Source organism: Metabacillus arenae, from assembly GCF_014773385.1.
Taxonomy (GTDB): domain Bacteria; phylum Bacillota; class Bacilli; order Bacillales; family Bacillaceae; genus Metabacillus_D; species Metabacillus_D arenae.
The window spans coordinates 69,802-85,509 of sequence record NZ_JACXAI010000007.1; the positions used below are offsets into that span (position 1 = coordinate 69,802).

The 15,708-nt window shown below is 36.6% G+C and carries 15 protein-coding genes; 3 read left to right on the forward strand and 12 right to left on the reverse strand.

Going from position 1 to position 15,708, the window contains the following annotated elements:
• Nucleotides 1-286: 286 nt before the first annotated feature.
• From ytfJ to sppA, 4 genes are all read right to left on the reverse strand, one after another.
• Nucleotides 287-754: a GerW family sporulation protein gene (gene ytfJ, locus IC621_RS07790; protein WP_191157427.1), complete on the reverse strand. Its 468-nt coding sequence runs from the start codon at nucleotides 752-754 to the stop codon at nucleotides 287-289.
• A 15-nt stretch (nucleotides 755-769) separates the two neighbouring features.
• Entirely contained in the window at nucleotides 770-1,477 is a 708-nt protein-coding gene (locus IC621_RS07795; protein WP_191157429.1) for a DUF2953 domain-containing protein, read from the reverse strand.
• 77 nt (nucleotides 1,478-1,554) lie between these two features.
• Entirely contained in the window at nucleotides 1,555-2,070 is a 516-nt protein-coding gene (locus IC621_RS07800; protein ID WP_191157431.1) for an RDD family protein, read from the reverse strand.
• 12 nt (nucleotides 2,071-2,082) lie between these two features.
• Nucleotides 2,083-3,084, reverse strand: coding sequence for a signal peptide peptidase SppA (gene sppA / locus IC621_RS07805; protein ID WP_191157433.1), 1,002 nt, complete (start codon nucleotides 3,082-3,084; stop codon nucleotides 2,083-2,085).
• Between the two features lie 208 nt (nucleotides 3,085-3,292).
• Between sppA and IC621_RS07810 the strand changes: the two genes are divergently transcribed.
• Nucleotides 3,293-4,093 carry an NAD kinase gene (locus tag IC621_RS07810; protein ID WP_191157435.1) on the forward strand — a complete coding sequence of 267 codons (801 nt, stop codon included), beginning with the start codon at nucleotides 3,293-3,295 and terminating at the stop codon, nucleotides 4,091-4,093.
• Between the two features lie 67 nt (nucleotides 4,094-4,160).
• Here IC621_RS07810 and IC621_RS07815 read toward each other — a convergent pair whose 3' ends face one another.
• From IC621_RS07815 to ezrA, 7 genes are all read right to left on the reverse strand, one after another.
• Nucleotides 4,161-5,771, reverse strand: coding sequence for an amidohydrolase (locus tag IC621_RS07815; protein WP_191157437.1), 1,611 nt, complete (start codon nucleotides 5,769-5,771; stop codon nucleotides 4,161-4,163).
• Nucleotides 5,772-6,095: 324 nt separating this feature from the next.
• Entirely contained in the window at nucleotides 6,096-7,679 is a 1,584-nt protein-coding gene (gene mbcS / locus IC621_RS07820; RefSeq protein ID WP_191157439.1) for an acyl-CoA synthetase MbcS, read from the reverse strand.
• A gap of 171 nt (nucleotides 7,680-7,850) precedes the next feature.
• Complete coding sequence (locus tag IC621_RS07825) at nucleotides 7,851-7,997, reverse strand: hypothetical protein (protein ID WP_191157441.1); 147 nt, start codon at nucleotides 7,995-7,997, stop codon at nucleotides 7,851-7,853.
• A gap of 179 nt (nucleotides 7,998-8,176) precedes the next feature.
• Nucleotides 8,177-8,392, reverse strand: coding sequence for an alpha/beta-type small acid-soluble spore protein (locus IC621_RS07830; RefSeq protein WP_191157443.1), 216 nt, complete (start codon nucleotides 8,390-8,392; stop codon nucleotides 8,177-8,179).
• Between the two features lie 156 nt (nucleotides 8,393-8,548).
• The gene (thiI, locus tag IC621_RS07835) at nucleotides 8,549-9,757 is read right to left on the reverse strand and encodes a tRNA uracil 4-sulfurtransferase ThiI (protein WP_191157444.1); all 1,209 of its coding nucleotides are present in this window, start codon (nucleotides 9,755-9,757) and stop codon (nucleotides 8,549-8,551) included.
• Nucleotides 9,758-9,762: 5 nt separating this feature from the next.
• The gene (locus IC621_RS07840; RefSeq protein WP_191157446.1) at nucleotides 9,763-10,908 is read right to left on the reverse strand and encodes a cysteine desulfurase family protein; all 1,146 of its coding nucleotides are present in this window, start codon (nucleotides 10,906-10,908) and stop codon (nucleotides 9,763-9,765) included.
• A gap of 386 nt (nucleotides 10,909-11,294) precedes the next feature.
• A complete protein-coding gene (ezrA, locus tag IC621_RS07845) occupies nucleotides 11,295-13,001 on the reverse strand; it encodes a septation ring formation regulator EzrA (RefSeq protein ID WP_191157448.1) in 1,707 nt (568 codons plus the stop codon).
• A 363-nt stretch (nucleotides 13,002-13,364) separates the two neighbouring features.
• Between ezrA and hisJ the strand changes: the two genes are divergently transcribed.
• On the forward strand, nucleotides 13,365-14,165 hold the full coding sequence (gene hisJ, locus IC621_RS07850; RefSeq protein WP_191157450.1) for a histidinol-phosphatase HisJ: 801 nt from the start codon (nucleotides 13,365-13,367) through the stop codon (nucleotides 14,163-14,165).
• On the opposite strand, the gene refZ is transcribed toward hisJ, so the two are convergent.
• Nucleotides 14,158-14,805, reverse strand: a complete 648-nt coding sequence (refZ, locus tag IC621_RS07855) for a forespore capture DNA-binding protein RefZ (protein ID WP_191157452.1) — start codon at nucleotides 14,803-14,805, stop codon at nucleotides 14,158-14,160. The two genes, hisJ and refZ, sit on opposite strands and share 8 nt — an antisense overlap.
• Nucleotides 14,806-15,016: 211 nt before the next feature.
• Between refZ and IC621_RS07860 the strand changes: the two genes are divergently transcribed.
• Nucleotides 15,017-15,496, forward strand: coding sequence for a GAF domain-containing protein (locus IC621_RS07860; RefSeq protein ID WP_191157455.1), 480 nt, complete (start codon nucleotides 15,017-15,019; stop codon nucleotides 15,494-15,496).
• Nucleotides 15,497-15,708 lie beyond the last annotated feature (212 nt).

Genomic DNA, 15,708 nt, shown 5'->3' on the forward strand with positions numbered 1-15,708 from the left:
AAAGACCATTCATTTTCATAATCTTTTAAATTTAAATTAAAAAGTCTAAGTTATAATGGAAAAATCTAACTTCTATACAGATCATGATATGCATTTTAAATGAATGCTTATATCTAAGAGATGATTGCCTTTTTAATATAAAAGAAGTTTTTATAAAGGCAAAGGGTAACTGCCAATTGCTTTAAGTCTACCTCAAGAGATACCTCAAATCACGGAGTAATAGACTTTGTTACAATAGCAACAAAATTTGCGAAAATAAAAAACGGAGTAAAAAAGGACATCCAAATTAGATGTCCAAATCATTATTTTTATTTTTTATTGATTCATTTTTATTAGAATCGTCTTTTTTAAAGAGATGCTGAATTTTTTCAACAGTGGCTGGCGCTGCCTCTAATATTTTTTCATACAAATGGGTGCTTTCATCTAAATGAAGCATTTTCACGCCATTCGTACCAACAATTAAAAAGGCGATAGGTGTAATAGATACTCCGCCCCCGCTTCCTCCGCCAAATGGAAGCTTATGTTTAGAAGAAGAAGGAGTACCTGGTTGTCCTACATTCTGTTTTTCTTCCATTCCCTGACCGCTAAATTCACTTCCCCCAGCCGCAAACCCAAAGCCTACCTTTGATACTGTCAAAATGACACTGCCATCTGGCGTCTCAACAGGGTCACCAATTATTGTATTCACATCAATCATTTGCTTTAAATTTTCCATGGCAGTTTTCATTAAGCCTTGAATGGGATGTTCACTCATAAAAAAAAGCCTCCTTTAAGCTGTCTTGTTTTTCTTTTCATTAAGAAATGAAAAAGGACTGTTTTTAAACCAAGGTCTCCCGCCCTTCCAATATTTTACGAACCTTAAGCCTGCTAACATAGCATTCCCGAATCGAAAGGAAATAATACATTGAAGGGTAGTTTTAGATCTTAAATGGTAAAAATCTGGTTCAATCATCATCACCGGCATTGTTTTCAAGTTCATATAGGATGAAACTAATCCGACGACCATTCCTTTTAAGGTCCAGGCTGTTCCTACTACCATTCCGGTTAAAGCAGCATCGCCAACTCCTAATAGGGAATGCCATTCAAATTTAATAACTTTTACATGCTTTAAAAACTTCCTTGTAATTTTATTAAGTCCAATTATATGCTCGGTTATTTCCCTTACATCCTTAATGCTTGCTATGATATCATCAGGTGTAATCTTATTGTCTTTCTTTTTTGGGGATTTTTCGCCCTTAGCGCCAAGACCTGTCTCTTCTTTTACCATAAGATTAGGCTGTTGATCATCGATTTTCACAAAGGGAATATTTATGGTATATCGCAAAATACCATACCATGCCTGAAACTTTATTTTATAATGATCATCATCACCGCTATGATTTAAATCAATTGTGATGGTTATTTTTGTGATAAAGAGAATGAGAAACATTAAAAGTAGAATGATAACAATTCCAATTATCCAGTAAATAGGAATCACTTCCTTTCAAGTTCCCATTATTTCCTTCCTAAAAAAGAAATAAACCTGCTGAAACTTCAGCAGGTTTACAAAAATACTTATCCTTTATTTTTCCTTTGAAATAGGCTTTCATGAATAACAGTTGTATCCGCAAAAATATCATGCAATCCTTGTTTTTTATTCGTAAACGCAACAATTACATATCCGATCCAAATCGTTTTTGACACGTATCTTCCAATAAATTCACGGAAAATCACTGTACTCCAAGGAAGTTTGCCTTCATTATTCTCTTTTAAGGAAATAACCCTTAATCCAAATATCATTTTTCCAAGAGTTTGATTCAAATATTTTGTCATTAACACAAAATAGAGAAAAAAGATCATCGCTTTTAGGATCGAGATCGGTGAAAACATAGAAGAGCCGTTTGTCTCGAGTCCCGCAAGTGTAAACAGAGGCACCACAACTATTGAGTTGATACTTGCCACAACTGCTAAATCAAGAAGGTATGCCCAAAATCGAATCCAAAAGCCTCCATTGGCTTTTTCTATAAGGTCTTTTGGAGTTTCATCAACGGGCCTCTTTGGATCATTTACTTCTTCATACGTTGCATCCATCTAACCCCCCCTTTATTCAGAATATAAATACATCATTCTTGTAGAATTTGGCTGATTTAATAACTGATAGATATTCAACAATTCGTATTCTTTACTAAATATTTTTGTTGCACCCATTGATAGAAGAGAATTAAAGCCCATACTTGTTTCATATTGAAAAACCTGTGCATTTTTTATGTCATGATCCTTTTTCATTGCTGCAATCGTGTCATCTAAATATCCAAGCTCATCGACCAGATTGATTTCCTTTGCTTGTCTGCCATCATAAATTCGGCCATCCGCAATCCTTTTAACTTCTTCCTCTGATAAATTACGCCCTTCGGCAATCACATCAACAAAACCTTGGTAGGCATTGTCAACCATTGATTGGAGAATTTCTCTTTCTTCTTTAGTCATCTCTCTTGTTGGAGACATAATATCTTTGAATTCCCCACTCTTAATCGTTTCGAATTTTACGCCAAAGTTTTCTGCTAACTCGCCATAATTGACTCCTTGCATAATTACGCCTAGTGATCCTGTTAATGTATCTGGTGCTGCAAAGATTTTATCTCCCGGTGTTGCAATATAGTAACCGCCTGAAGCGGCCGTGGTTCCCATCGAAACATAAATTGGTTTCTTTGTCTCTTCTTTTAACTCTTCAAGTTTTTTATGTATTTCAGCACTTTCGACTACCCCGCCGCCAGGAGAATTAATACGGAGAATAACACCTTTGACAGATTCATCTTTTGCCGCTTCATCAATCATTTCCAAAAATTTCTGATGTTGATATCCTGCCGTTTCAAAAAAAGAAGATACATCCCCAGTATCTTGTATAGTCCCATTGACTTCTAAAACAGCAATTTGATTATTCATCGAACCCTCTTCAACAACCTTTTTAGAAAACGTGCCGCTTTCAGTAAAGGAACTGGTCAGTGCTTCGGTATTAGAAAAAAACATTGATGTAAAGCTGATAATCATTGAAAAAACAAATAGTACACCTGCAATTATTAAAGCTCCCCACCGTTTACCGTTCATATATCGTTTTCCTCCTTAATGAATCAGACTAACATTTAAGCTTTGTCTCTTTTTCTACGAACCACTTTAATAAAAGTTTCATCTGTTGCCACTTCCTACTAGGATGATGACATTTAAGATAAAAATCGTGGTAAACTAAACACAATGAGTATTTTACCATGTCTTCTTGCAAAAGTGGAGAAACTTACCATAAAAAGGAGGAATTTTCTTGAATGATCGCCGCAATGTTTATTTTTTCTACAAAAAAGAAAACGAACTAATTGAAAAAGTATCCTCTTTAATGAAGCTTGCTGAACAATATGATTTTACAGTTGTCGAGGAGCATTCAAAAGCAAATATCATTGTTAGTATTGGCGGAGACGGTGCATTTCTGCAAGCTGTGAGGAAAACAAACTTTAGGGATGATTGTCTTTATGTGGGAATTGCAACAAAAGGGACAATAAGTCTCTATTGTGATTTTAAAGTAGATGAGCCTGATAAAATTATTCAAGCAATGACTGAAGAACAAATAGAAGTAAGAAAGTATCCAATCATCGATGTGACTGTCGATGATAAAAGCCATTTCCATTGCTTAAATGAGCTATCAATCAAAACATCCATTATAAAAACTATTGTAATCGATGTATTTATCGACGATTTTCATTTTGAAACATTTAGAGGGGATGGGATGATTATCTCGACCCCAACCGGGAGTACCGCTTACAATAAATCAGTTAATGGTGCAGTCGTGGATCCATTCCTACCATGTATGCAAATAAGTGAACTTGCCTCTTTAAATAATAATCGCTACCGGACGCTTGGCTCACCATTTATTCTTAGCAGCAATCGAAAATTAACGCTAAAAGTTGTTCAGGATGGAAATGATTATCCAATTATCGGGTTGGATAATGAAGCAATGAGTATAAAACACGTGGAGTCTGTTGAACTAGAATTGACAGGAAAAATTATTAAAACAGTTAAATTAAAGGACAATTCATTCTGGCATAAAGTTCAACGGACATTTTTGTAACAAGCAAGGAGGGAAACGTTGGTTCGCATGCAACTGTTGTTAATCAACAATGAAAAGCAGCACTGGATCATGTTAGTGCTGCTTTTTTCATTTTATTCTCTCTTTTATACACAATTTCTCCGTCAATAACGGTCAAGTTTACTTCTGTTTGCATCAATTTATCATCCTCAATAGAAAAGATATCCTGGTTAAAAACAGTAAAATCAGCAACAAAGCCGGGGGCAATTACTCCTCTTTCTTGCTCTTTATGAATCGCATAAGCACTTCCCTTTGTATAAAGCTCTACCGCTTGAAAGGTTGTTAAACATTCATTTAAACCGTAGCCTGGCTCATCAGGTGTATGAATACTTTTTCTAGTGACTGCAGCATGAATTCCGAGCAGCGGGTTAATCGGTTCAATCGGTGCATCTGAGCCTCCAGCGCAATGAATTCCTTTTTCTATAAGTGTTTTCCATGGGTAGCATGTTTTCATTCTTTCCTTTCCAAGCCTTTCAATAACCCAAGGAAAATCGGTTGCCACAAAACGTGGTTGAATATCTAATATGATTGGCAAAGTTTTAGCTCGTTCAATTAAATCTTGACGTAATATTTGGGCATGAATCAATCGGTCGTGCTGACCTTTTTTTGGCGGATTCGCTTCAACTGCATCAAGAACATTTTCAAAGGCCAAATCCCCAATGGTGTGAATAGCTGCTTCCATGTTGTAATCCCTAGCTTTTTTTATAAGATCTTTTAGAATTTCTTCTGAATGGATCGCAACCCCAGTTGTCGAAGGAGCATCCTCATATGGTTTACTTAATAAAGCAGTTCTGCCTCCAAGTGCACCGTCAGCAAATATTTTCATTGCCCCATATTCGATAAATTCTGTATTGGAATTCGACTTTCCTTGGAATTCATCCACAACAAGATGGTGAACTAATAGATGGGCACGAAATTTTTTCTTTTGAATAACATTTTCAAATGCTTGCAGAGTTTTCATTAAATCTCCATAATAGGATAAATCCTCTGTATGAACTCCAACTAATCCATTTTTATAACAATCTTCTATTGATAGCTCTAAGGCATTTTCCAAGTATGCCTTACTAACACTTGGAGTAATTGAATAAATTAAGTCTTGTGCTTTGTCCAGCAAGTATCCAGTTGACTCGCCCAAATGATCACGGACGATTACACCACCGGTTGGATCAGGCGTTTCCCTCGTAATTCCTGCAAGCTCCATTGCTTTTGAATTAACAATCATTGCATGGCGGCAAATTCTCTTAAGTAAAATAGGATGATTCGGTGCAATCTCATCCAATTCTGTTTTATGTATAATTCTGTTATTTTCCAGCTGATTCTCGTTCCATCCTTCTCCTATAATCCATTCATCCTGCTGAAGATATGGAACACGTTTTTGGATAGCAACTAGAATATCTTCTGCTTTATGCATTTCAGAAAAATCTAACCGCAGTAATTTTTCACCATGCCCGATCACATGCATATGGCTATCCACAAGTCCAGGTAATAGAGTGCTCCCTTTAAGATCCACTGACTTGTTTATTTGTTGTTCGTATTTTGACAGTAAATATGATTTTTTTCCGACCTCGATAATTTTTCCGTTCTTTGAAAAGATGGCATCTATTCGGTCATTTTCTTTTATCATTGTATAAATATTGCCACCATGCCACAAAGTACCCAAACTGCATACCTCCAACAAAACTTTTCAGCTATTTTAGCATATATATAGGGGGTTTTGGTAGATAGCACTCTTGAAAGTCAAAAAAAGCGCTTTTCTAAATGATTAAATTGCTTTGATTAAAGTATAAAAGGACTCTCCGCTTCCTTCATTCCTCTCATTCCCCGTTCATCTAGGGATGAACCAAATATTCTCGGGCGTGATTGACTTTCTTTGATTCGCATAGAAAAAAAGTGAATGTCCGCCAATCATGCAAAATTACCGGACACCCTAACATGTTCAACTTTCGTTTTTCAGCTTGGTTTTATTTTTTAGCAAACACTTGGTTTACGCATTTGCCCTTTTCATTTCTAGCTGTCTTAATTCCACACGGCGGATTTTTCCTGAAGTGGTTTTTGGTAAATCTGCAACAAATTCGATTTCCCTTGGGTATTTATATGGAGCTGTCAATTTTTTTACATGCTGTTGGAGTGCTGGAATTAATTCCGGGTCATCGTTGTCAACTCTATCCTGAAGGACGATATAGGCTTTTACGATAGAACCTCTAATTTCATCAGGACTTCCAATAACAGCACATTCTTTTACATACGGATGTTTAACTAGAGCATCCTCTACTTCAAATGGACCGATTGTATATCCAGAGCTTATAATGATGTCATCTCTTCTGCCTTCAAACCAAAAATATCCATCATTATCCTTGCGGGCACGGTCTCCTGTAATATAATAGTCGGCCCTGAATTGCATGGATGTTCTTTCCGGATCCTTGTAATATTCCTTAAATAAAGCAGGAGTACTAACATGAACGGCAATATCCCCAATTTCCCCTGGGCTGCATATCTGTCCTTCATCATTAATGATTTCGACTGAATTTCCGGGCGTCGGCTTTCCCATAGAACCCGCTTTAATTTCCATTCCTTTTAACACACCGACTAGCAACGTATTTTCAGTTTGGCCATATCCGTCACGAACTTCTATTTGAAAATATTTTTTAAATGTATCGATAACTTCGCCATTTAATGGTTCTCCCGCTGAGACGGCACTATGCAAATCCGGAAGCGAGTATTGCTCAAGCCCATCTACTTTTGCCATAAGACGGTATTCTGTCGGGGTACAGCATAAGACATTGATTTGATAATCTTGCAATAGCTGCAAATATTTCGTTGGTTCAAACTTTCCTTGGTAAACAAAGCCTGTTGCCCCGCTCCCTAATACAGATAAAAAGGGACTCCATATCCATTTCTGCCACCCTGGACCGGCTGTCGCCCAGACTTTGTCTCCTTCATTAATACTCAGCCAATTTGCAGCAGCAGTTTGAAAATGGGCATAAGCCCATCCATGTGTATGAACAACACCTTTAGGATTTCCGGTTGTTCCTGAAGTATAGGAAAGGAAGGCTTGACTGTCTCTTTTTGTATTTGCCAGCTCAAGCTGGCCATTAAAGCTGGCCGCTGTTTCTTCAAGAGAATACCAGCCTTGCAGTTGACCGTCTAAAATAAATTTCTCAAGATTTTCATACTCTTTAATCTCGCTAAATTGGTCAGCATAAGGTGCATATACAACAAGGCCTTTTACATCTCCGTGAGTTACGCGGTATTGGAGATCCTTTGTACGCAGCATTTCAGAGCATGGAATAACAACAATACCCGCTTTCAATGCTCCCAAATATACAGCATAAGCGTCAATTAATCTTGGAATCATGACTAACAGCTTATCTCCCATTGTCAGTCCCTTGCTCATTAAAGCGCTTCCAATATTATTCGCTCTCGTTAATAATTCTGAATATGTAATCTCTTCTTTATCTCCTTGTTCATTTTCCCATTGTATAGCAAGTAAACTGGCTTTGCCAGAATATTTTTCAACTTCTGATACTAAGTTATAGTCTTCTGGAGCAATTAATTCTTCTTTATTCACTATCATTCTCCTCCCATGTCAATTTACATTTATAATTATACAAATATTATAAAGGTTTTGAAAAGAGTTATCCTTAAATATACGTGTTTCCTATTAATACTTTAATTAACTTAATCTCTCTTAACTTGACAAAAAAAGAAAAAGCTGTCCGATGTTGAACAGCTTTTTCCATTAGCTTTGCTCATTTGATTCTTTTGCATTTTTTGGTTCATTTCTGCGCTTTCTTTGTTGTTTTTGTGCTTTTTGAAGCTTTTGTCTTTGTTCTTTACCGTCACCAAATTCATTTCCAAATTCTGTATCATTTGTATTTTTTGTCATAATGACACTCCTTTACTTAATTCTAAGAGATTGTTGCTCTATCTCACATCCCGCCTCTCACTTTGGGAGAAAAACATTTCGGAGTATTAGGATGTTTCAATCTCAGGCAAACCATACGAAAACAGTCAAAAGAAAAGAGTGGGGAAGCCCCACCCTTGTAGCCATTTTTTATTTAATTATTACTGTTGGTAAGAACCACCTAAAGATGATTGAGCCATTGATACTAAACGTTTAGTAATTTCTCCACCAACTGAACCGTTAGCGCGGGAAGTAGTTTCAGCTCCTAAGTTAACACCAAATTCAGTAGCGATTTCATACTTCATTTGGTCGATAGCTTGAGCAGCACCAGGAACTACTAATTGGTTAGAACCAGCTTGTCTGCTTTGTTGTGCCATGTGATCTCACCTCCTTGTGAGTATAGATTGTGTAAAATCACATGGCTTCATTCAAAGAAAAGTTGGTAATTGTATACAAAAATAATAGGGTGTTTAATCTAGCCCATTTGTTTATAATTTTTATTCAAAAGAGGTGCGGACTTTCCTAGATAAGCTTTAAAGTAAATCCTCAATCTCTGTATGCTGCGGCCTTATTTGACCGGTTATTTCAATCATTTCTGTTTGTTCTACCGCTTCTTTTAAAAGAGAATCAAAATCAACAAAGCTTTCAAACCTATTTATTTTCTCCCTTTTTGGTTTTGTTTTCGGTGCAGCAGGTGTAAAGATGGTACAGCAATCCTCATAAGGCCTTGAGGAAATACCGTATGTATCAATGGTTTTTGCGATATCAATTATTTCCAGCTTGTCCATTGTAATAAGCGGACGCAAAATAGGAGTCGAAGTCACTTCATTGATTGCATACATACTATCCAGTGTCTGGCTTGCTACCTGACCAAGACTTTCACCGGTAATAATGGCTAGCGCCTGTTGTTTTTCCCGAATCATATCTGTTATTTGCAACATCATTCTTCTCGTCGAAGTCATCGTATAATTTTCCGGAACCTGCTTTTGAATTAATTCTTGAATTTTCGTAAAAGGTACAATGTGGAGATTGATCGTTCCACAGTATGGGGTTAATTGTTTTGTAAGGTCGATCACTTTTTGCTTGGCTCTTTCATTTGTATATGGAGGACTGAAAAAATGGACAACCTCAATTTCCAATCCTCTCTTTAAAGAAAGATAGCCTGCAACAGGGCTGTCAATTCCACCTGATAACATAAGCATTGCCCTCCCGCTTGTTCCTGCAGGCAGACCTGCAGCTCCGATATGATCATGAAAAGTGAGATAAGCGGCCTCTTTCCTTACTTCGACTCTTAAATTAATGTCAGGATGATGAACGTCTACTTTTAAATGATTTGTATTGACGAGAATATGACGGCCAATTTCGTAATTTAGTTTGGTTGAATCTAAAGGAAATGTTTTATCAGCCCTTTTTGCGGAGACCTTAAACGTTTTTCCTTCTGGATTTTGGGAACGGACAGCTTGAAGAGCTGTTTCTTTAATTTCATTCATTTCACTTTTACATTTTGCGGCTACACTAAACGACTGAATGCCAAACACTTTTTTTAGTGGAGCAACTAACGGCTCAGGATCTTGACCGTTTAATGTGATGTAAAACCTGTCCCGTGTACTGCTGTATGTTAGGTTTTGAAAATCTTTTAAAATAAAACGGATGTTTCTTTTTAATTTCGTAATAAACTGCTTTCGATTTCTTCCTTTTGTTGAAATTTCCCCAAAACGGATTAATATGTGGTCATACAACATAAAAATTACCTCATCACTTTTTTTAATTTACCAATCGATTTCGCTAAAGCACGGCAAAATGGTTCAATCATATCTTCTGTATGATCATAAGAAAGACTTATTCTTATAGAGCTTCCGGCTATTCTTTCTCCTTTACCCATCGCTAATAGAGTTTGACTCGGTTTTTTCTTTTTAGAAGAACAAGCAGAAGTCGTGGATACATATATTTCCTCTTCTTCAAGTAAATGAAGCAAGACTTCTGGTTTTATTCCAGGGATTGAAATATTCACAATATGTGGAGCCGAACCCGCTTGTGGAGTATTAATAACAACTCCCTCAAGCTGAAATAATTGATCGACTAAATTGTTCTTTATAAGATTAAGATTCTCAAACGAATCAGAATAATTCTCAAAGGTTAACCGAAGTGCTTTTGCCATGGACACTATACCCGCCAAATTCTCGGTTCCTGAGCGGAATCGACTTTCCTGAGCACCCCCAGAAAAAAGCGGCACGATTTTCACTCCTTGTCTTACATATAAAAAACCGGTGCCCTTCAACCCATGAAATTTATGCCCGGAAAATGTGCAAAGATCGATTTGATTTTCTTTTAATAATAATGGAACTTTCCCAATACTTTGAACGGCATCTACATGAAAAAGTATTTTTGGATAAGCTTGTAATAATTGGCCGATTTCTTTAATAGGCTGAATCGTTCCAACCTCATTATTCACATGCATGACAGAAACTAAAGTAGTATCTTCTCTAATCACCTTTTTAAGAGCCTCTGCCATGACATATCCATATTGATTAACTGGAAGATAGGTTATTTCAAATCCAAACCATTCTTTTAATTGTTGAAAGGCTTCTAATACGGAAGGGTGTTCTATTTCTGTTGTAATAACATGCTTACCCCGTTCTTGAAAAGCTAATGCAGCCCCTTTAATAGCTAAATTATTTCCCTCTGTACCGCCTGCGGTAAAAATCACTTCATTTTCTTTTACATGTATCAATTTGGAGAGCTGCTGCCTTGCTGCTGCTAATAAATTTTCAGCATCGTTCCCTAATTTATGTAAGGAAGATGGGTTTCCAAAATAATGCTTTGATACATGAGTGAATGTATCGACTACCTCTGGATATGGTTTAGTAGTCGCACTATTATCTAAATAAAACATATCATCATTCCTCCGCAAACCTTTTCATACATGCATCATAATATATTAGCATATGGCTGAATAAAATAAAAATATTGAGTCCTGGGATAACGAGGGATTAGATACAATATCCACACAAACTTATATCCATTGCAACCTCTAGCTAATGCATGTTGTGTCTTTAAATTCGAAAGGCAGATGTTTTAAACAAAATGGTCCTTGACTGGCTCGGTGATAATCTTCAACTTACATGGCAAATTAGAGAAATTATTTCCGTTAACAAGAACGAAAAGCGCAATGCGCCTGGAGCTAAACATCGATAACCAACTTTAACACGTTAATACTTTAATCAACTTAAACTTTCTGAACAAACGAAACAGACGCTGGAAATATACCCAGCGCCTTTTCTATTTAGCTAAACGGTTTATTTCATTATCCACGTGATGTTTGATTTTTTCACTCGTACCGGGCTCTACTTGCTCAACAGCAGATGCTACTAATTCGAGTGACTTTTGGTATTCGTATTTACGAAATAAATATTCAGCTTCATTAAGTTGAAGCCCAATTTGAGGATACTTGCTTCGATACCGATTTCCGTACTGAATTAATCTTTCGATCATATATACCTGCTCAACCATTTCTTCAGTATATTTTTTCATTTTTCCAACAATGTGTACAGCATCTTCAAGACCGTCATTTACTGCAAGCATATTTAGTGGAACCTCATCAAGCTTTTCAGTAACTCTTATAATAGATAGCTTTGCTTCTGAAAAAATATCAGAAAAATTGTGGGGCAAGCCGGGTACATTACTCTTATGAACCATTCTTGTTGCCTCTGCCACCTCTTGTTTAAGAACGGTAAGCTTTTGCCTTGCTTCCATCTCTTCCTTACGAAGTGTTTCAAGCATTTCTTTATAATTGTTATGGTCACTTTGAATTTCTAAAATTTGCTTTTCAATTTCGATAAGCTCTTCTTTGATTAACGTATAGGCCACTTGATCTGTTTGAAGATTCTCCTTCAATTGTGAAAATTGTTTTTCAATTGCAGAAATTCGTATTTCAATCGTTCTCTGTTTTTCTGTTTCTTTTTCAGATAGGTGATAGCTCTGTTTGACAAGCTCTGTTTCATCCTTTGTTTCCCGCTTCTGCTCTGATAATTGTTCAATCAGCAAATCTACTTTGTTTTTCGTTTCAAGGACATATTGGCTTGACAGAACCTCTTTTTCCAATAAATCATAAATTGTTTCAATCGCTTCGTTTAAATCATGTATGACCGGTCCGATATCTTTAATTTCTGTTTTTTCGATTTGCACAAGGCAGTTGTCAGCAGTTTTACGCAATTTATCTATTTCTTGAATAACTTGGATATGATCAAGCTGATATCCTTGATTAATCATCTCATCATAGCCGCTGGTTAGCTCGTCCAATTGATTTGGGATTAATGTTTTGCATTCATTTAACAGTCTTGGAATCTCATCTAGCTTATCCAATAGTTCATCTAATTGTTCTTGCTGAACAACCAGAATTTCTCTGGCAGCTAGATAATTTCCTTCCTCCATTTCTGAATCAAAGCTCTTCAGCGCTTCAAAAATTTCATGATTCATAGCTTCAAGCTTTTCATGTGCCTTACCATACACATGACTGTGGGCTAAAAGCATTTTTTTTGCTTTTTTGAATTTTTCCCGCAATTCTTCGATCTCAACTCGATTTTGCTTCTCACTAGTCACAAGATTATGAATCTCCTGCAGTATAGAATCAATATTTTGACTCGTCTGCTGAAGCATCATTTCAACATGATCCAGAACTTGATTCGCTTTTTTGAAACGAAATTTATCAGTAAATTCTTCAGCATCGAAGAGAAGCTCCTCCACTTTAGGAAGCTGAGTGGTTAGAATTTCGTCCCAGTCGCTTCGCCAGCGCTCAAACAGTTCTTCCGTTTGGCCTGTCATCTTTAAGTCTTTAACTTTGCTCATCTCTTCTACAATCGATCTGTTCATAAGTTCAATTTTATGAGCTTCTAATTCGTCAATTTTTTTATAAATATTTTTTCTCAAAAAATATCCTAGCCCGAAAAGGATTAGGGCTGCCATGATTAAAAGAAACACAAATTCCATAATGAGCCCCCTCGTTCTTCCAAAAAATCATCTTGTAAAGGGAATTATCCCGTTTTAATAGACGGCTTGCCCCACTAGACATCCGAAACCCAATTGGTTTAACTAATCATCAACGGGGATAGAGACCCAAGGTGATACAGTCTTGCGAGCAATAGTCGCGAACGCCAAAACTTGCACCCCTATTACTTAAAATCCCGGCTGATGAAAGCTTCACTTTATATGTAAACAATGATTTTAATATGTAAGTGATGTTAATTCAATGTATTTATGATACCATGTTAACGACAATTTTTGACCAATATTTTAAATTTTTTTACATAATTTATCGCTTATTTTCGCACATTCTAACGAGGTGATGAAAAAATGAAAAAAGATGGACATGTCCATACACCATTTTGTCCTCATGGCTCAACTGATTCATTGGAGCTCTATTTACAGGCAGCAATTAATCTTGGTTTTACAGAATTAACATTTGCTGAGCACGCCCCTCTGCCTGCTTCATTTGAAGACCCTACTCCCGAGAAGGATAGTTCGATGCAGCTGAATCAAATGGAAGAATATCTAGAAGAATTGAATCATCACAAAAAGAAATATGCACATAAAATCAAAGTGAATATTGGGCTTGAAGTTGATTATATTGCAGGGTATGAAGGAGAAATAGCCTCTTTCCTAAACAAATACGGTCACTACTTGGATGATAGTATTCTTTCTGTTCACTTTCTAACAGTAAAAGACCAGTACTACTGTATGGATTACTCAGAGGAGACATTTGGGGCTATAGCAGATCATCTCGGAGGTGTGCAAAATGTTTATAAGCTTTATTATCAAACAATACTTGCTTCAGTCCAGGCAGATCTAGGTATGTATAAACCTAAACGAATTGGCCATATGTCACTTGCTCGTAAGTTCAACAGGGTCTTTCCCCATGAATTTCGGGAAGTACAAAAAATAGAAGAGATTTTAATTTCCATAAAAAAACAAGGGATGGAATTAGATTTCAATACAGCAGGATTACGCAAACCAAATTGCCTTGAAATCTATCCTTCACCTTGGATTGTTGAAAGGGCTATACAACTTGACATTCCATTTTGTTATGGTTCTGATGCGCATTCAGCCAAAGAAGTCGGGTTGAATTATTCTGAATTCCAAAAAATAGTTAAGTAGTCATAATGATTTGCGAACTTGAATCATTCATTAATGCTGTTTGCACCCATAAGCACAACTCTGAAAAATACTGTTTAACAAAATATGGTTCGTGTGTTTGCAAATAAAGGACTTCACCCATATATTGAGGTTGGAGATAAGGCATCATCAATAAGCTTTTCAGCTGTACAATCATATGAACAGACGGAAGCTTGCGAAATTCTCCTGCGGCCATGCCTTTTTCAAAAATCTCAATAAATAAATATTTTTCTTTTGATAAATAAGTGGTCATGACTTCTCTTATTAAAACAGAGTCTAAAGTGGTTTCTCTTAAAACAAACCTTGCAAGTTGACGGTTATTGTGTTGATAATTTAAAATATCTAAAATTAATTGTATTAAACAGTCCTTTGGAGGGAGATAAGAAAGTTTCGCATAGCCTTGTTCCATAACAGTAAGATAGCCTTCAAAATATTGAGAAACCAAATACTCAAGAAGCCCTCCTTTTCCATTAAAATAATAGGAAATATGGGCAACATTGACTTTTGCTTTGTTTGCAATTTCTCTAACTGATGTACCATTGTACCCTTTAGTGTTAAACAGTGACACAGCGGCATCAATAATTCGTTCTTTCGCAGGTGACGAGGCAGACGTTTGCGGCAATTTTATCACTCCTTCCTAAAGTTATTCCTATTTGAATATTCCTCAGGCCTGCCATTAAAGGCCCAAAAAATCGGGACATATCGGGCAAGTTTTAATAGTCTTATAGCCTTATTCCATAAGGCTATAAAGAACTCCTCTAAGAAGTTCTCGACAAGTTTTTAGGTCTGAGGATCGATTTTAATAAAATCAACCCTGATCATGGAGGTTTATCATGTTTCATGTCGAAAATTATTCAGGTTCTGCACAAAAAGATTATGAGTTAGTCATTAAACAGCTGCAAGCGTTACTCGAAGGAGAAGATGATTCAATTGCAAATTTAGCGAATGCATCCTCATTATTAAACCAGTTTTTAAGTGATATTAACTGGGTCGGATTTTACTTAGCTAAAGGAAATGAGCTTGTGCTTGGGCCGTTTCAAGGTCTGCCAGCTTGTGTGAGAATTCCTTTCGGCAAGGGAGTATGCGGAACGGCTGCCGCAAATAAAAAAACAGAAAGAATTGCTGATGTCAACAGGTTCCCTGGACATATCGCGTGTGATGCGGCATCTAATTCAGAAATCGTTGTTCCAATTGTAAAAGACGGCCAGTTGTACGGGGTATTAGATATTGACAGCCCTTCAAAAAACCGTTTTGATGAAATCGATCAAGAGAATTTAGAGAAATTTGTTGATGTCCTTACTACCTATTTATAAGGATGTTTGCAAACTTTATTGCAACTGGAATCTATCTGGAGTTAAGGCACCTCCCCTAGAGGTGAGTTGAGACTATGCAAACGGCGAATTACTCCCATTGCCTTTATTTTTTAGTCCTTTATAGGCTGATTGAAATGAGCCATTAGCAAAGTGAAACCTCCTTTATTACGAGTTAAAGCAAAAATGCCAGGCATTGCAGTATGCCTGGCATT